We start from the raw sequence: 16,895 nt of genomic DNA on the forward strand, positions 1-16,895 counted from the left end.
GGGCAGATCAGAAGTTCACGCCGAAGCTCAGGGCCACGAAGTCACGGTCTTCGAGGACGTTGTAGTCGCCACCGAAAAAGTCGGTGTAACTCAGGCTTGCGGTGTAGGTGTTGCGGTAGTCGGCATCGACGCCGAAGCTGATGGCTTTCGCACCTTCGTTGAACAGTCCGTTGGGGCCGTAACCGGCGACGTCATGGGACCACGACAGGTTGGGCTTGAGGTTGATCCCACCGATGACGTTGGCGTAATCGAGAATCGCCCGGGCGCGATAGCCCCACGAAGTCGAGGTGACGAAACCGTCGGTGTCGCCGCCGAAACCGTACTGGCCGTAGACCGAATCACGGCCATAACGCAGCTCACTGCGTGACTCCAGACCACCGACATGCACCACCGCCGCTTCGCCGACCACGGTCAGGCGTTCGGCGCCGAGCACCTGATCGAAGAAGTGTGTGAGGGTGCTTTGGATCTGCGTGACTTCCTTGCGCCGGTAGCCTTTGTTGTCGGCACCCGGCGAAGTGGCGAGTGGCGATGCGGTGCCGCCGGCAATCGGGTTGACCAACGCCAGGGTGAGATCGTTGGTGTTGACCTGCACCGGCGCGTTCGGCCGGTAGCTGATCTCGCCGGTCCACGCGGTGCCGGTGGGCAGGGTGGTGGAGAAACTCGCGCCGTACAGGCGAATGTCTTCCGGATATTCGAGGTAATACTGACCGCGCCCGAGCATCACGCTTTGCGCCAGCCCCGCACCGCTGCCGGGCGCGAGGCCGTTGGCAATGCCGACCAGGCCAGGCAACGCCGCCAGTGTCGACAGCCCCGCCGTAGTGGTGCCGACCGTCGGCGTACGGCTGTGGTAGTTCATAAAGTAGAGGCCGTACTCGGTGTCGTCGCCGAGCCAGCGCAACGCCGTGCCCCACTGCCCGGAATCGCGCGCATCGCGATCACCGCCACGGGGGATCACCACGCCTTCGCGGGTGACCTGAATGCCTTGGCCGAACGCGGTGGTCAGCGGCACCAGTGGCGCCACCGCTGGGCTGCCGACGGTGTAGCCGTTGTTGCAACCGTCCGCCGCCACGTCGACGCCGAAGAACGTACCGCAGTTGTCGAGAACGGTCTGGTCCCACTCCAGTTGGTAGAAGCCTTCGACCGAAAGTTTGTCGGTCAGGCTCTGCGAACCGAAAAGCATGTTCACCGGAATCAGGCCTTCCTTGATCTCGGCACCGGGACGGCGGAATGCTGAGACGTCAACCGGGTTGATGCTGTTGATCGAGTTGCCGATAAAGGTACTTTCGCCCCAGCTCACCACCTGCTTGCCGGCCCGCACGGTGCCGGGCAAATCGGCGATGGCGTAGTTGTGATAGACGAAAGCATCGAGGATCTGCGCGCCGGAAGACTTGGCGCCTTCCTTGCGGCCGCTGTCGCTGATCTGTTTGAACTCGCGGTCTTCGTCCTTGAGTTCGAAGTCGTACCAGTATTTGCCTCGCACGAACACGCCGGTATCACCGTACTTCAGTTCGAGGTCGTGGATACCCTTGAAGATTTTCGAGAAGGTTTCGCCCTTCTTGAAATTCAGGCGCCCGTCATCACCGGTGGACGATTGTCCGCTGCCGCCATTGACCGTGCCGACCAGCGAGTTGTCGGCATCGCGCAGGCCCCAGCTCGCGCCGACCGAAAGTGACGAGTCGAAGGTGCCTTCGATTTCGCCGATGTTGAAGGCGACCGCGTGCGCCTGGGCGCCGCAACCCAGAGCCACCGCAGCGGCCAGCGCCTGCGGTGTGAAGATGGCGCGCATTGTTGTTTTTGTCATGCGTCTTCCCCGGTGAGTGACAGAAGGCCCCACCCTACTGCCGGGTGAAGCGGTCGATAAGCGCACCAAGGAGGTATTTGCGTTGTCGCTCGAAAGGATGAATGGCCTTGTACGGCGGGGCTTGGGGCGGTTCATGGACTGGCTGGATAGCGCGTCATCAGCGCCATCCATGCGCACGCCACTGTTGCGCGCCCCGTAACAGTGCATGTCTGGAAACGGTATTTTTCCTACAAACTCAAGCCCGTATTCTGAGCGCGCTTTCCCGGCACACGCCGCAAAGCGCGAAGCCCGCTACGCTGAATCGCGAGCGATTGGCTACAGATTCTGGATAAATCGATTTTTCGGTCTATCGCCCCGGTGTTCACTGACGTTGATTTGTAGCTCCTTGATCCAACGTCTTACCTTGGCCGCTGCGTTTGCAGCGGCCTTTTTTATGGGCGGCTTGCGCGCGATGCACTTGGAGGTGGGAATCAGGGCCCAATGGCAGCCCTGTCGCCTGGAGGGAGGGCCTAAATCGAATACTTCTGCAAATTCGCCATCATTTCCTTCAATGCTTCAATATTGTCCTTCGGATGCGCCGCGCCTTCGAAATCACAAATCTGCTGCCAGTGCGCCGCCACATCCTCTGGCGAGAACCCCTCGCGCGGATCGAAGCCGGCACCGAGGCTGCGTTCCCAGCGCACCTTGCCCATCCAGCCGCCGCCGACCTCGAACAGGCCGGACGTTTCCTGGCATTGCTCGCTGGCCAGATACACCACCAGCGGGCTGACCAGTTCCGGCTTCAGTTGCTCGAATACTTGCGGCGGGATCAGGCCCTCGGTCATGCGCGTGCCGCCGGTCGGGGCGATGGCGTTGACCAGAATGTTGTTCTTGCGCCCTTCGATCGCCAGCGTTCGGGTCAACCCGTACAGCCCGAGTTTGGCCATGCCGTAGTTGGACTGACCGAAATTGCCATAGATGCCTGAAGTCGATGCAGTGAAAATCACGCGACCGTAGTTTTGCTCGCGCAGATGCGGCCAGGCGGCACGGGTAACCTTGTAGGCGCCTTCGACGTGGACGCGATAGACCAGATCCCAGTCGGCGTCGTCCATCTTGTGAAATGACTTGTCGCGCAGGATCCCGGCATTGTTGACCACCACGTCGACGCGGCCGAAGGCATCGAGGGCGTTCTGTACCAGTTTGTCGCCGTCAGTGACCGAGTCGTGGTTGGCTTCGGCAATACCGCCGGCCTCGCGGATTTGCGCCACTACGCGGTCGGCAGCCGAAGCGTTGGCGCCCTCGCCCTGTGTCGAGCCACCGAGATCGTTGACCAGCACTTTGGCGCCCTGTCTGGCGAACAGCAGCGCATGCGCACGCCCGAGGCCGCCACCGGCGCCGGTGACAATCACGACTTTATCTTCGAAACGCACAGGTTCATTCATCGCGGCAACTCCAGCAGGCCAAGTGGTAATGAACCCGAGTGTCAGGCACGACGCTTTGGGTCACAACGAACACGGCTGCGGCTGAATGGTGCGCGATAAGGCTGAGGGATGATCGAGTGTCAGGTCGCCGAGAGCCCGTGCTCTCGGCGAGAATCAGGAGCACGCCACTTTGCGCGGAGGCAATACCAGACGATCGCGGAACGCCAGATAGTGCTTGAGTACCAGCACCGGCGCCTCGGTTTGCGGATAGTGGCCGATGCCTGGCAACAGCACGGTGTCTGCATCAGGGATCAGTTCGCGATATCGCTCGACCATGTGCACGCCGGAGATCGGGTCAAATGCGCCATCGATCACCCGCAAGGGAATGTCACCCTGCTGCATGGCCGTCACCCAGCGCTCGCGCTGCACCCGGCGCTCGGGGATGTAAGTGATCAATTTATGCAGGATGCGCGGGCCATGGTTGCTTTCGACCAGACTCCAGTAGTCATCCAGCTCGCTTTCAGTGGGCTGGGTCTGCGCGCCGAAGATCTGCCGGAAACCTTTGACCAACGCCTCACGACTGAATGCGCGACCAAGCAGCCAGCCAATCGGACTGAGCAGCAGTTTCTGCATCAGCAGCGGACGATGGGTTTCCGGAAACAGACCGCCATTAAGGAATACGCAACTGGCCACTTCAATGCGCTTTTCGTAGTGCCGAGCGAGCAGCTCCTGAGCAACGCTGTCGCCGTAGTCGTGGGCGAGGATGTGCACGGCTTGTTCAACCTGCAGATGGGCGAGCAGTGCCTGTTGCAGATCGGCCTGTTCCAGCAGGCTGTAGGTGTGATTGCGCGGTTTTGCCGAATCGCCGAAACCGAGCATATCGCAGGCAATCACCTGATAACGCTGGGCCAGTGGTTGCCACAGGTAATGCCAATCCCAACTGGCAGTGGGGAAACCGTGAATCAACAGCAACGGTTCACCCTGCCCGACTGTCCAGTAGCGGATCGACTGGCCACGAAAGACAAAAGTCCGGCTGCGCTTGCGCCAGACACACAAAGGAATCTCGGCAAGTGGCATTAGAATTTATACCCCGGATCCTGCAGGTCGAGTTTGCGCAACAGCGCCGGCCACGCCAGCGCGCCGCCCATGCCCTGCGCGCTCTTGGTGACGCCGGCAATCATCGCTTTGGCGCCGGCGAGAATCTGCGGTTCGATGGCGATCAGTTCGGTCGCTCCAGTCTGCGCCATGACCTGAATGTCGCAGGCCCGCTGGAAAGTGAACATCATCAGAAAAGTGTCGGCGATAGTCCCGCCGCAGGTGAGCAGACCGTGGTTGTGCAGCATGAGGAAACTGTTGTCGCCAAGATCGGCTTGCAGGCGCGCCTTTTCTTCATGATTCAGGGCCACGCCCTCGTAGGCGTGATAGGCCAGGCTCGACAACACAAACAGTGACTGTTGACTGATCGGCAACACCCCCTGCCTTTGTGCCGACACCGCAACGCCTGACGCAGTGTGCGTATGCAGCACGCAAACCACATCGTGGCGAACTTCGTGGACGGCGCTGTGAATGGTGTAGCCGGCGGGGTTGATTTCGTACGGGCTGTCCATGAGTTTGTTGCCGGCCTGATCGACTTTCACCAGGCTTGAGGCGGTGATCTCATGAAACATCAGGCCAAACGGATTGATCAGGAAATCTTCGGTGCCGGGCACCTTGGCCGAGATATGCGTGAAGATCAGATCGTCCCAGCCGTGCAGCGCCACCAGACGGTAACAGGCGGCAAGATCGACGCGGGTCTGCCACTCGGCAGCGCTGACCTGATCTTTGACATTCGGCGACGATTGGACGGGGCCTACGTTCACTGTATGCACCTCTGCGTTCTTCTTGTTCTGCTCGTGTCAGCAGTCTAGTCAGGCGCAGGGCATCGCGTAGTTGCATTGGCAGCCAGCTTGATGACTGAACGAGTCAGCCGGGCAAACAGACTGGATCCGTTGCAATGCAACAACGCTTAGAAAGTGCAGCGATTATTGCCCGCAATCAGCCCTTGAGCGCTTCGATCAACTGCGCGAGCCACGGCTCGGCATCGGTTTCCGGCGTGACGCTTTCGCTGGCGTCGATGCGCAGCATTTCCTGAACCTCGTTTACGCCCAGTTCGGTAAACAGTTCGCGCATCTGCTCGCCACCGCCGCAGAAGGTGTCGCCGTAGCTGGCGTCACCGAGGGCAATCACCGCGCCGGGCAGGCCCCGCAACGAAGCAGGCAACTGATCGCGCAGGGTCGAATACAACGGTTGAAGGTTGTCTGGCAGCTCGCCCATGCCAGTGGTCGAAGTGACGGCCAAAAGAGCCTCAGGAGCGAACGCCTGAATATCGGCCAGCGCGGCCCGCGAGTTGTAGAAGGTTTCAAAGCCGGCGGCTTTCAGCAGGTTCTGGGCGTGGCGGGCGACTTCTTCGGCGGTGCCGTAGACTGAACCTGAGAGGATGGCGACTTTCATCAATCTGATCCTGGAACTGAAAAAAAAGAGCCGCGATAGTAACAGCCCATGCCGCGAAGTTGCGATTGGCTCTCAATGCAAGCGGATGGCCTATAGACAGTCCGCGGCTTTCTTCTAGAATGCCTGCCACTGACATAACGGAAGGGATTCTCGGATGATCAACGCCAGCCTGCTGCAAATGGTGATCAATGCGTCGAATGACGGAATCGTGGTCGCTGAAAAGGAAGGCGAGCAGGACAACATCCTTATTTACGTCAACCCTGCCTTCGAGCGCATGACCGGTTATAGCAGTGAGGAAATCCTCTACCAGGACTGTCGTTTTTTGCAGGCTGGAGACCGTGATCAACCAAGTCTGCAACTGATTCGCGAGACATTGCGTGAAGGCGGTTCCTGCCGGGAAATCCTGCGCAACTATCGCAAGGATGGCACGCCGTTCTGGAACGAATTGTCATTGTCGACGATAAAAAATGCCGATGACGGGCAGACCTATTTCATCGGTGTGCAGAAAGATGTGACGGTTCAGGTCAAGGCGCAGCAGCGGGTTGCGCAGCTCGAAGCTCAAGTGGCGGCGCTGCAAAGCGAGCTGGCGGCACTCAAAGCGACGAACGGCGCAAACAAAACCGCGAACTGACGGTCATTAACTACAATCACCAATGACTTTGTAACTATTCACTTCGAGTTAGCCATGCAGCGCGACGCCCTCCTCACCCAGGACGAGCTGGATTTCATCCAGACAATGCAGCACAACCCGCAACTGAACGTGCGGGATGCGACGTCGAGTCTGCTGGTTAATGGTGGTTCGCAGATCCGTGACCTGCTGACACGTCTGGCTGCTCACGAGCAAGTGACGATCCAGGCCAACTTCGAAAATCAGCAGATGACCTTCCCACTGCATCTGGTGGAAGACGAATTCCACGCACTGCATCTGCGTCTCGGGGTGCCGAGCATCTACGAAGACGGGCCGATGGTGCGCCCATGGCGTCTGGTACTCGAGGAGCCGGTGGCGCTGGAAAATGCCAAGGGCCAGCCCGGCACGCTGTGGGTGCACGAGGTGTCGCACAAAGGTGTGTTGCTGGAAGTGCGCAACAAGACCAAACCACCGAAACATTTCGCCCTGTGGTTCAGCCCTTCCGGTTATGAGCGCATCTCGTTGCGCGGCCATTTCGAGCGTGAAACCGAGCAAGGTTTCTTCGCTTACGAACTGAGCCAGACCGATGCCGACGAAACCGAGCGCCTGCGCCAGTTCATCCTGCAACAGCATCGCCTGACCCACCCCGCCCTGCACGCCTGAGTTTCAGGTATCCAGTTTGCCCGCCATGAATTGCTTCATGCGTTGACGCATTGTTGCGCCCTCATTCCCCAGGCATGCCACCGATGAACCGGCCAGGCTGTCTTCGGCCAGTTCCGAGGCATCGCCGGCCAACATCAATTGGCAATCGAGGCTCAGTGCCAGACGATTCAGGCGCCGGGGCAACTCTGGACCGGGGGCATGATTGGAAAACAACACAAGTGCGTCAGGCTTGACCTTTTCGCAGACCAGCGTCAATTCATCGAACGGCTGGCCCGTGGTCAGCACCCGCACGCCAGAGTCGTTGCCGCTGAGAAACAACGCCGCGACCAGCAACTCAAGCTCTCTGCACTGCCCCGCGAGCGCGCTGACAATCACCCGGCGCGGTTGCGCACCACGCAACATGACAATGCGCTGCAGTACACGCACCCTGAGAAACCCGTCGAGAAACAACCATTCGCTGGTTTGCCCGAAAGCGTCCTGGCGCTGCAGCAGTTGACGCCACAACGGCATCAGAATGGCTTCGAACACCACCGGCAGCGCGTACGACGAGAAAATCTGCCCGTAGACGCGATCCAGCTGCTGATCGTCGAACGCACTGACCGCCTGCTGAACCTGCTCCTGCCATTGCTTGTAATCGGCCTGCACATGATCATCGGGGATAAAGTTTGCCAGCACCTTCAACGGCTCTGTTTTCGCCAGGATCTTGCCGACTTTGCTCACGGCCACGCCGCGATCGATCCAGTCGACAATGCTGCGCACGCGCTCGATATCGTTCATGGAATACAAACGATGCCCGCTTTCGGTGCGCGTCGGCTGGATGAGTCCGTAACGGCGCTCCCAGGCTCGCAGAGTCACCGGGTTGACGCCGGTCAGGCGCGCCACTTCGCGGATAGGGAAAAGCTCTTCGCGCTCGAGCGTGCCGAGTACTGTTGAAGCCGGGCGAGTGTCCGTGTTTACAGGCATCTGGCGGTCAACTTCCATGTCGGTTCATTGGATCCCATTTTAAACATGATGGACTGGAAACCTTCAAGTAGTGATCTACGACGAATGTGGCTGGTTTAATCGACAAAATCAGGAATAATCCTTGCTTGCTGCAAAGCGCAGGTCTCTACCCCGGCCTGCGTCAGGCGAAGTTCTTACCCGGAACGACGCACTCGAAATACGGAGATACAAAATGTCTACTTCCCCCGTTACGTTGATGGTAGCGCGTCGCGTCGCTGATGGCCGTTATCACGATCTTATCGCCTGGTTGCGCGAAGGCGAGCAACTGGCCACCGACTTCCCCGGCTACCTCGGCTCCGGCGTCCTCGCGCCACCGCCCGGTGACAACGAATTCCAGATTATCTTTCGCTTTGTCGATGAGCAGACCCTGCATGCGTGGGAATACTCGGCGTCGCGTACCGCCTGGCTGAACCGCGGCAGCGATCTTTTCGAACATCCCAAAGAGCATCGGGTCAGCGGCATTGAAGGCTGGTTTGGTGCTGCCGGCCAACGCCCGCCGCGCTGGAAACAGGCCGTGGCGATCTGGCTGGCGTTTTTTCCGGTGTCGCTGATATTCAATTTTGCCCTCGGCCCGCTGCTCGCTGAGCTGAGCCTGTTGCCGCGCATCTTGATCGGCACGGCGTGCCTGACGCCGCTGATGGTGTACTTTTTCATCCCGTTGTCGACGCGTCTGCTGGCGAACTGGTTGAATGGCACGCCGACGCGGCCATTGGCTGGCGCTCCGTCGGCGCACAATCGCTGATCTGCAGCGGGCGGCGAGCCTGTTATAGTTTTCGCTTCAACCGCGATGCGAGCCGCCCATGCCAGATTCCGCAGCCCCGATCCTCATCACCGGCGCCGGCCAGCGTGTCGGTTTGCACTGCGCGCATCGCTTGATCGAGGATGGCCACCCGCTGATTTTCACTTACCGCACCGAGCGACCGGGCGTACAGGCCCTTCGCGATCTTGGCGCGACAGCGCTGTTCGCGGACTTTTCCAGTGAGGCAGGAATACTGGCCTTCATTGATTCACTGAAAGCGCACACCGACAGTTTGCGCGCGATCGTGCACAACGCCTCCGAATGGCTGGCGGAAACCCAGGGCAGCGAAGCACAAGCCTTCAATCGCATGTTCAACATTCAAATGCTCGCGCCTTACCTGATCAACCTGCACTGCGCCGGTTTGCTGCAACGCTCTACCCCAGCCGACATCATCCACATCAGCGACGACGTCACCCGCAAGGGCAGCAGCAAGCACATCGGTTATTGCGCCAGCAAGGCCGGGCTCGACAGTCTGACCCTGTCGTTTGCCGCGCGCTTTGCGCCCGCCATCAAGGTCAACGGCATCGCCCCGGCGCTGTTATTGTTCAACCCCGACGATGACGCGGCGTACCGCGCCGAGGCACTGGCCAAGTCCGCCTTGGGTATTGAGCCGGGCAGCGAGGTGATCTACCAGAGCCTGCGCTATCTGCTCGACAATCCCTATGTCACTGGCACGACCCTGACCGTCAACGGCGGCCGGCACGTCAAATAGGCCGTCCCGCTTCGGCCGCGAGTCGAGTAAGATCCACCAGAACGCCTGCAATAGACTGGACGGAGCAAATCAATGCCACAACTTCAACCGGGAATGGCGCGCATCCGGGTCAAGGATCTGCGCCTGCGCACCTTTATCGGCATCAACGAGGACGAAATCCTCAACAAGCAGGATGTGCTGATCAACCTGACCATTCTGTACGCGGCTCAGGAAGCGGTGCGTGACAACGACATCGACCACGCACTGAATTACCGCACCATCACCAAAGCGATCATCGCCCACGTCGAAGGCAACCGCTTCGCCCTGCTCGAACGCCTGACGCAAGAATTGCTCGATCTGGTGATGACCAATGCATCGGTGCTGTATGCCGAAGTCGAAGTCGACAAACCGCACGCGCTGCGTTTCGCCGAGTCGGTATCAATTACGCTCGCAGCGAGCCGCTAGCTTCAAGCCTCAAGCCGCAAGCTGTAAACTTTGCTCACAGACACCCATCTTGCAGCTTGAAGCTTGCCGCTTGAAGCTGTCTCGAAGAGACCCCCCATGACTGATCAACAACGCCTGGAACTCGAAGCCGCCGCCTTTCGCCGACTGGTCGCCCACCTCGACAGCCGCAAGGACGTGCAGAACATCGACCTGATGAACCTTGCCGGGTTCTGCCGCAACTGCCTGTCGAAATGGTACAAGGCCGAAGCCGACCAACGTCAGATCGAGGTCAGCCTCGATGACGCCCGCGAAGTGGTGTACGGCATGCCCTACGCCGAGTGGAAAGCCCAATACCAGCAAGAAGCCAGCGCCGAGCAGCAAGCAGCGTTTGCCAAAGGAAAACCCCAATGACTGATTTGAACACCCTGCGCGCCAGCTTCAAGAGTGGCGAGCATGCTTTCGCCGACACCCTGGCGTTCATCGCCGCCGGTTACGACTACCAGCCGCAAGCATTCAACAACGGCGGCGTGGAAAACGCTGCCGGGCAGAACGAAGGCTCGTGCAAGACCCTGGGCCTGGCATTGCTTGAGGGTCTGAGTGATGAAGAAGCGCTGCTGGCTTTCGGCGAGCATTACCGTTCGGTGCTGGCGACGCCTGAGGGCAGCGATCACGGCAATATCCGCGCGTTGATCAAGCACGGCCTGGCCGGGGTGAAATTCAGCGCCCAACCCCTGAACCGCCGCTGATCCCAACAGCCACACATGCCCCCTGTGGGAGCGAGCCTGCTCGCGAAGACGGACTGACATTCAACGTTGTTGTCGACTGATACACCGCTTTCGCGAGCAGGCTCGCTCCCACACTGGATGCGTGGCGACTGCGAATCTCGGGCACAAAAAAACCGGCCAATCTGGCCGGTTTTTTTTATGCCCTGCGGTCTTAGAACGTGGCGTTCTGCAAGCCGTCCAGGTAGCGCTCGGTGTCCAGTGCCGCCATGCAACCGGCGCCAGCCGAGGTGATGGCCTGACGGTAAACGTGGTCAGCCACGTCACCGGCAGCGAAGATGCCTTCGACGCTGGTGGCCGTCGCATTGCCTTCACGGCCGCCCTGCACAACCAGGTAGCCGTCTTTCAGGGTCAACTGGCCTTCGAACAGCGAAGTGTTCGGGGTGTGGCCGATGGCGATGAACACGCCATCGACTTTGATTTCGTCGAAGCTGCCATCGTTATTGCGCAGACGCGCACCGGTGACGCCCATGTTGTCGCCGAGGACTTCGTCCAGGTTGGCGTTCAACTTGAGGATGATCTTGCCTTCAGCCACACGGGCGTTGAGCTTGTCGATCAGGATCTTCTCGGCGCGGAAGGTTTCGCGACGGTGGATCAGAGTCACGGTGCTGGCGATGTTGGCCAGGTACAGCGCTTCTTCGACAGCGGTGTTGCCACCGCCAACCACGGCGACCGGCTTGTTGCGATAGAAGAAACCGTCGCAGGTCGCGCAGGCCGAGACGCCTTTGCCCATGAACGCTTCTTCCGACGGCAGACCCAGGTAGCGGGCGCTGGCACCGGTGGCGATGATCAGAGCATCACAGGTGTAAACCGCGCTGTCGCCGGTCAGAGTGTACGGCTTGGCAGCGAAGTCCACGGCGTTGATGTGATCGAAAACGATCTCGGTCTCGAAACGCTCGGCGTGCTCGCGCATGCGCTCCATCAGCACCGGGCCGGTCAGACCATGAACATCACCCGGCCAGTTGTCGACTTCGGTGGTGGTGGTCAGTTGACCGCCGGCCTGCATGCCGGTGATCAGCAGTGGCTTGAGGTTGGCGCGGGCCGCGTAGACCGCAGCGCTGTAGCCGGCGGGGCCGGAACCGAGAATGATCACTCGCGAATGACGGACTTCAGACATGAATCTGCTCCTGTTGGCCGGCCATGAAAAATCTGGCGCGGACGCCGGACGGCCGGCGGAATAAAAAAGGACCGTGGACACCTTGGGGAAGGCTTGAACTCGACAGTCCTGTAAAAAGTTGGGTGCAGCGTATCGAGGGGGGCAAGATTAAGGAAATACGGTTTAACAATCCAGCTCATAGGTGGTCTCTATGCCGAGACGCTGACGAGATAGACCTCTTTGTTACAGTGAATGTCGATTGCTCTGCCGCGCTTTCGCCGCTGGGGCAAAGCCGGTAACGTCGGCGCGTTTTCCCTTGCTTCGGAGCACCTTATGCCCGCCCCTGTTCTGTCCGGCCCGCAATACCTGCGCGAAGGCCTCAAACTGGTACTGAGCCCTGGCCTGCGCCTGTTCGTCCTATTGCCGCTGGCGATCAACCTGGTGCTGTTCGTCGGATTGATCTATCTGGCCGGCCACCAGTTCAGCCTGTGGGTCGACACGCTGATGCCGTCGTTGCCTGAATGGCTGAGTTTCCTCAGCTATATCCTCTGGCCATTGTTCGTGGTCCTCGTGGCCTTGATGGTGTTTTTCACCTTCACCATGCTCGCCAACATCATTGCCGCACCGTTCAACGGCTTCCTCGCGGAGAAAGTCGAAGTGGTGGTGCGCGGTACCGATGATTTCCCGGCGTTCAGTTGGGGCGAACTGATCGCGATGATCCCGCGCACCCTCTCCCGGGAAATGCGCAAGCTCGGCTACTTCCTGCCGCGCGCCATCGGCCTGTTCATCCTGTCGTTCATCCCGGTGGTGAATATCGTCGCCGCGCCGTTATGGCTGCTGTTCGGCGTGTGGATGATGGCCATCCAGTACATCGACTACCCGGCGGACAACCACAAACTGGGCTGGAACGAGATGCTCGCCTGGCTGCGGCAGAAGCGCTGGCAGAGCATGAGTTTTGGCGGGATCGTCTATCTGGTGTTGCTGATTCCGGTGGTCAACATCCTGATGATGCCGGCGGCGGTAGCCGGGGCGACGTTGTTCTGGGTGCGTGAACGTGGTGCCGAAAATCTGGTGATCCAGCACTGACCGCGTCACAAATCCATCATCCAAATGTCACAACGTCGACATGGCCTCAGCCGACACTGAGGTCATGACGACAGCTCTACATATCACCCTCATCAGCGAAACCTTCCCACCGGAAATCAACGGCGTGGCCAATACCCTTGGCCGCTTGTGCGAGGGTTTGCGCGCACGTGGGCATCAGGTGGAGCTGGTGCGCCCGCGCCAGGCCGGCGATCCGCAACGCAGCGAAGACGATGCACTGTTGCTGTGTCGCGGATGGCCACTACCGGGCTATCCGGGACTGCAATGGGGCCAGTCGTCGATGCATAAACTGCTGCGCCGCTGGAAACGCCAGCGCCCCGATGTGCTGTACATCGCCACGGAAGGCCCGCTCGGGTTGTCGGCACTGCGCGCCGCACGGCGCCTGGGGATTGCGGTGGTGAGCGGTTTTCACACCAACTTCCAGCAATACACCAGCCAGTACGGCCTCGGCCTGCTGACGCGGATGCTCACCCATTACTTGCGCTGGTTTCACAATCGTTCGGCAATGACTTTGGTGCCGAGCGCCAGTCAGCGCCTGGAATTGGAGCGGCGGCATTTCGAGCGGCTGGCGTTGTTGTCGCGGGGTGTGGACAGCCAGTTGTTTCATCCAAGCAAACGTCAGAGCGCGTTGCGTGAGCAATGGGGGCTCTCTGATACGGATATCGCGGTCATCCACGTAGGAAGGCTCGCCCCGGAGAAAAATCTGGGCCTGCTCAAACGCTGCTTTGAAGGTCTGCGCGAAGCTTATCCACAGCGCCATCTGAAGCTGATCGTGGTCGGAGATGGCCCGCAGCGTTTGGCGCTGGAAAAAGAACTGCCGGAGGCGATCTTCTGCGGCGCGCAGCGGGGAGAAGCACTGGCGGCGCACTACGCCTCAGGAGATCTGTTTGTATTTCCCAGCCTGACCGAAACCTTCGGCAATGTGGTGCTGGAAGCCCTGGCTTCGGGACTTGGCGTTGTTGCCTATGACCAGGCAGCCGCGGCGCAGCATATTCGCCATGGCTACAACGGCGTGTCAGCCATGCCCGGCGATGAGCAGGCGTTTTGCGAAGCGGCGGCGTGGTTACTGGAGGAGGATGAGCGGTTGCGCTGTGTGCGGCTGAATGCGCGGCAGCATGGCAGTCGCCAGGGCTGGGCAGCGATTATCGAGCAGTTCGAGGGATATTTGCGTGGGGCTTGTGTGGGGGAGCTGGTGGTGCCTGGGGCGCAGACACAACCTTAGATTTTCGGCGACATAGAAACAGCTTTCGCGAGCAGGCTCGCTCCCACATGGGCACTGCATTCTTTCAGATGGAATGCGGTCGAAGGTGGGAGCGAGCCTGCTCGCGAATGGTTCGAACTGGCGCCGCTTAGACCAGGGTCATCAACGCCTCACGACTGAACGGCAGAATGTCCTGCTCACGCCCTTCACGGACTTTCTGCGCCCAGTCCGGATCGACCAGCAGCGCGCGGCCCACTGCTACCAGGTCGAACTCTTCTCTGTTCAGACGCTCCAGCAGGTTTTCCAGGCTGGCCGGTTGCGCGACCTTGTCGGTGTTGACCATGAACTGCAGGAACTCGCCGTCCAGGCCGACGCTGCCCACGGTGATGGTCGGTTTGCCGGTCAGCTTGCGGGTCCAGCCAGCAAGGTTCAGATCCGAACCGTCGAACTCCGGCTCCCAGAAGCGTCGGGTCGAGCAGTGGAAAATGTCCACGCCAGCGTCGGACAGCGGCTTGAGAAATTCGCCCAGCGCTTCGGGGGTTTGCACCAGACGCGCGGTGTAATCCTGCTGCTTCCATTGCGAGAAGCGGAAGATGATCGGGAAACCCTCACCGACAGCCGCGCGCACTGCTTGGATCAATTCGATGGCAAAACGCGAACGATTGGCCAGGCTGCCACCGTATTCGTCGCTGCGCTGATTGCTGCCTTCCCAGAAGAACTGGTCGATCAGATAACCGTGGGCGCCATGGATTTCCACACCGTCCATGCCGATGCTTTGCGCATCTTTGGCAGCCTGGGCAAACGCGGCGATCACGTCCTGGATGTCCTGCTTGGTCATGCCATGAACCACGACCTGACCGTCCTTGAGTTTCTCCGACGGACCGTAGCCCGGCACGCTGGCGTCCGGCTCGGTGCCGAGGCGACGTACGCTGCCGACGTGCCACAGTTGCGGAACGATCTTGCCGCCCTCGGCGTGCACGGCGTCGACAACTTTTTTCCAGCCGGCCAGCGGCGCTTCACCGAAAAACTGCGGCACGTTTGGATAGCCATTGGACGCGATGTGGCCGACGGTGGTGCCTTCGGTGATGATCAGACCAACCCCGGCGGCCGCACGACGACGGTAGTACTCGATGACTTTGGAATTCGGCACACCGCCCGGCGAGAACGAGCGGGTCATTGGCGCCATGACGACGCGGGTCGGCAGTTCGAGGGCACCGAGAAGGAACGGTTTGAACAGGGCTTTAACGGGCATCGAGAGGCTCCACGAAAACATTGGCGACAGATATTGATCGATATGACGGCGATAATATCCGCCACGCCCTTTGCGTGACAGCACTATTGATCTGAATGATTAAGGGTCAAAAGGCAGGCAAAAAAAATCGCAGCTCAATGCTGCGATTTTCTGATTCAGGCTAAGGCTTTTTCGATCGCGGCAATCACTGTCGGATCATCCGGCGCGGTGCGCGGCGAGAACCGCGCCAGCACCCGGCCGTCCTTGCCGAGCAGAAACTTTTCGAAGTTCCAGGTGATGTCACCGGGAAACTCGGCGCCCTCGCCCGCCAGCAGGCGATACAACTGATGCCGTTCGTGGCCGTTGACTTCAAGCTTGCTCGCCAACGGGAACGTCACGCCATAGTTGAGGCTGCAGAATTCCTGGATCTCTTTCTCCGAGCCTGGCTCCTGACCGGCAAACTGGTTGCACGGCAGGCCCAGCACAGCAAAGCCTTTATCTTTGTATTGCTGGTAGAGGTTTTCCAGTGCCGCGTACTGAGGGGTCAAGCCGCATTTGGAGGCCACGTTGACCACCAGCACGACTTGGCCCTTGAACGGTGCCAGCGGTAGCTCCTGACCATCCAGGGCGGTCAACTTAAGGTCGTGAAAAGCACTCATGCCGAACTCCAGGATTCTCGTGTTCTACTCGAAACAGCCACTTGGCGAGGCCACCAAGGACAGCCGCGGACTAAAAAGGCGCCCACAGGCGCCTCTCCAGTACTCGAAGCTTAGCGCAGAAAATCAGTGGTGATGGCCACCTTCGCCATGGACGTGACCATGAGCGATTTCTTCCTGGCTGGCGTCACGGATATCAACGATCTTCACTTCGAAGTTCAGGCGCTGACCGGCCAGAGGGTGGTTGCCATCAACGGTGACGTCGTCGCCGTCCAGATCACGGATGGTGACGATCTGCATCTGGCCGTCCGGCGCCGAAGCGTGGAACTGCATGCCGACTTCCAGCTCGTCAACGCCTTCGAACATGCTGCGGCTCAGGGTGCTGACCAGTTCAGCGGCGTATTCACCGTAAGCGTCTTCCGGCTCAACGGCTACTTTCAGCTCGTCGCCGACAGCTTTGCCTTCCAGGGCTTTTTCCAGGCCCGGGATGATGTTGCCTGCGCCTTGCAGGTAAACCAGCGGAGCGCCGCCGGCGGAGCTGTCGATGACCTCACCAGCGTCGTTGGTCAGGGTATAGTCGATGGAGACAGCCTTATTGGCGGCGATCAGCATGGGGCGAGACCTTTTGCATAAGAATATAGAAAGGCCAAGTTTAGCGAAGCAATCGCGTGAAAGCGACCACAACCCGGACAAACGGGTTTCGACCATCACCGGCTTTCATCAGGACGAAGATGGCCATTGGGTGGTCGAACTTTCCTGTGGCCACACCCAGCACCTGCGACACCAGCCGCCGTGGCAAACCCGCGCCTGGGTCCTGGATCCGGCGCAACGTATTGAAAAAACAGGTCAACCCTTTGCCTGCGGTTGGTGTGCACAAGGCTCGGTTAGCGCTAACCTTGGCGACTGA

20 protein-coding genes are annotated in these 16,895 nt (G+C 59.8%); 10 read left to right on the top strand and 10 right to left on the bottom strand.

What is annotated here, in order from left to right:
• Window positions 1–7: 7 nt before the first annotated feature.
• From KVG87_RS20235 to KVG87_RS20255, 5 genes are all read right to left on the bottom strand, one after another.
• On the bottom strand, window positions 8–1,801 hold the full coding sequence (locus KVG87_RS20235; protein ID WP_217852288.1) for a DUF1302 domain-containing protein: 1,794 nt from the start codon (window positions 1,799–1,801) through the stop codon (window positions 8–10).
• Window positions 1,802–2,310: 509 nt separating this feature from the next.
• Window positions 2,311–3,222, bottom strand: a complete 912-nt coding sequence (locus KVG87_RS20240; protein ID WP_041478004.1) for an SDR family oxidoreductase — start codon at window positions 3,220–3,222, stop codon at window positions 2,311–2,313.
• A 153-nt stretch (window positions 3,223–3,375) separates the two neighbouring features.
• On the bottom strand, window positions 3,376–4,278 hold the full coding sequence (locus KVG87_RS20245) for an alpha/beta fold hydrolase (protein WP_217852291.1): 903 nt from the start codon (window positions 4,276–4,278) through the stop codon (window positions 3,376–3,378).
• A complete protein-coding gene (locus KVG87_RS20250; RefSeq protein ID WP_217852293.1) occupies window positions 4,278–5,060 on the bottom strand; it encodes a class II aldolase/adducin family protein in 783 nt (260 codons plus the stop codon). Before KVG87_RS20250 ends, KVG87_RS20245 begins: the two co-directional genes overlap by 1 nt.
• Before the next feature lie 175 nt (window positions 5,061–5,235).
• A complete protein-coding gene (locus tag KVG87_RS20255) occupies window positions 5,236–5,691 on the bottom strand; it encodes a flavodoxin (RefSeq protein ID WP_095180390.1) in 456 nt (151 codons plus the stop codon).
• Between the two features lie 154 nt (window positions 5,692–5,845).
• Between KVG87_RS20255 and KVG87_RS20260 the strand changes: the two genes are divergently transcribed.
• Window positions 5,846–6,322 (top strand): PAS domain-containing protein, encoded by a 477-nt coding sequence (locus KVG87_RS20260; protein WP_024011640.1) that lies wholly within the window; start codon window positions 5,846–5,848, stop codon window positions 6,320–6,322.
• A 54-nt stretch (window positions 6,323–6,376) separates the two neighbouring features.
• Entirely contained in the window at window positions 6,377–6,982 is a 606-nt protein-coding gene (locus tag KVG87_RS20265) for a hypothetical protein (protein ID WP_024011639.1), read from the top strand.
• A gap of 3 nt (window positions 6,983–6,985) precedes the next feature.
• On the opposite strand, the gene KVG87_RS20270 is transcribed toward KVG87_RS20265, so the two are convergent.
• The gene (locus KVG87_RS20270) at window positions 6,986–7,945 is read right to left on the bottom strand and encodes a MerR family transcriptional regulator (RefSeq protein ID WP_217852388.1); all 960 of its coding nucleotides are present in this window, start codon (window positions 7,943–7,945) and stop codon (window positions 6,986–6,988) included.
• A gap of 211 nt (window positions 7,946–8,156) precedes the next feature.
• On the opposite strand from KVG87_RS20270, the gene KVG87_RS20275 reads away from it, so the two are divergent.
• From KVG87_RS20275 to KVG87_RS20295, 5 genes are all read left to right on the top strand, one after another.
• Window positions 8,157–8,726 (top strand): putative antibiotic biosynthesis monooxygenase, encoded by a 570-nt coding sequence (locus KVG87_RS20275; protein ID WP_217852295.1) that lies wholly within the window; start codon window positions 8,157–8,159, stop codon window positions 8,724–8,726.
• A gap of 58 nt (window positions 8,727–8,784) precedes the next feature.
• A complete protein-coding gene (gene folM, locus KVG87_RS20280; RefSeq protein ID WP_217852297.1) occupies window positions 8,785–9,495 on the top strand; it encodes a dihydromonapterin reductase in 711 nt (236 codons plus the stop codon).
• 72 nt (window positions 9,496–9,567) lie between these two features.
• Window positions 9,568–9,939, top strand: a complete 372-nt coding sequence (gene folX, locus KVG87_RS20285; RefSeq protein ID WP_016771653.1) for a dihydroneopterin triphosphate 2'-epimerase — start codon at window positions 9,568–9,570, stop codon at window positions 9,937–9,939.
• Window positions 9,940–10,035: 96 nt separating this feature from the next.
• Entirely contained in the window at window positions 10,036–10,329 is a 294-nt protein-coding gene (locus tag KVG87_RS20290; RefSeq protein ID WP_076565887.1) for a DUF1244 domain-containing protein, read from the top strand.
• Complete coding sequence (locus KVG87_RS20295) at window positions 10,326–10,664, top strand: HopJ type III effector protein (protein ID WP_217852299.1); 339 nt, start codon at window positions 10,326–10,328, stop codon at window positions 10,662–10,664. The genes KVG87_RS20290 and KVG87_RS20295 overlap by 4 nt, the downstream gene beginning before the upstream one ends.
• A 190-nt stretch (window positions 10,665–10,854) precedes the next feature.
• Here KVG87_RS20295 and trxB read toward each other — a convergent pair whose 3' ends face one another.
• Complete coding sequence (gene trxB / locus KVG87_RS20300; RefSeq protein WP_016771656.1) at window positions 10,855–11,817, bottom strand: thioredoxin-disulfide reductase; 963 nt, start codon at window positions 11,815–11,817, stop codon at window positions 10,855–10,857.
• A gap of 312 nt (window positions 11,818–12,129) precedes the next feature.
• Here trxB and cysZ point away from each other — a divergent pair, with 312 nt between their 5' ends.
• Together cysZ and KVG87_RS20310 are read left to right on the top strand one after the other, a co-directional pair.
• Window positions 12,130–12,882 carry a sulfate transporter CysZ gene (gene cysZ, locus KVG87_RS20305; protein ID WP_038861129.1) on the top strand — a complete coding sequence of 251 codons (753 nt, stop codon included), beginning with the start codon at window positions 12,130–12,132 and terminating at the stop codon, window positions 12,880–12,882.
• 40 nt (window positions 12,883–12,922) lie between these two features.
• Window positions 12,923–14,122 (top strand): glycosyltransferase family 4 protein, encoded by a 1,200-nt coding sequence (locus KVG87_RS20310; protein WP_217852301.1) that lies wholly within the window; start codon window positions 12,923–12,925, stop codon window positions 14,120–14,122.
• 127 nt (window positions 14,123–14,249) lie between these two features.
• Here KVG87_RS20310 and KVG87_RS20315 read toward each other — a convergent pair whose 3' ends face one another.
• The 3 genes from KVG87_RS20315 to KVG87_RS20325 form a co-directional block, all read right to left on the bottom strand.
• A complete protein-coding gene (locus KVG87_RS20315; protein WP_217852304.1) occupies window positions 14,250–15,353 on the bottom strand; it encodes an NADH:flavin oxidoreductase in 1,104 nt (367 codons plus the stop codon).
• A gap of 155 nt (window positions 15,354–15,508) precedes the next feature.
• Complete coding sequence (locus tag KVG87_RS20320) at window positions 15,509–15,991, bottom strand: glutathione peroxidase (protein ID WP_217852306.1); 483 nt, start codon at window positions 15,989–15,991, stop codon at window positions 15,509–15,511.
• A 123-nt stretch (window positions 15,992–16,114) separates the two neighbouring features.
• Entirely contained in the window at window positions 16,115–16,600 is a 486-nt protein-coding gene (locus tag KVG87_RS20325) for an FKBP-type peptidyl-prolyl cis-trans isomerase (RefSeq protein ID WP_016771661.1), read from the bottom strand.
• On the opposite strand from KVG87_RS20325, the gene KVG87_RS20330 reads away from it, so the two are divergent.
• Window positions 16,569–16,895, top strand: a complete 327-nt coding sequence (locus KVG87_RS20330; protein WP_073473919.1) for a DUF3565 domain-containing protein — start codon at window positions 16,569–16,571, stop codon at window positions 16,893–16,895. The two genes, KVG87_RS20325 and KVG87_RS20330, sit on opposite strands and share 32 nt — an antisense overlap.

Origin of the sequence: Pseudomonas siliginis (assembly GCF_019145195.1) — a bacterium.
Classification (GTDB): Bacteria; Pseudomonadota; Gammaproteobacteria; order Pseudomonadales; family Pseudomonadaceae; genus Aquipseudomonas; species Aquipseudomonas siliginis.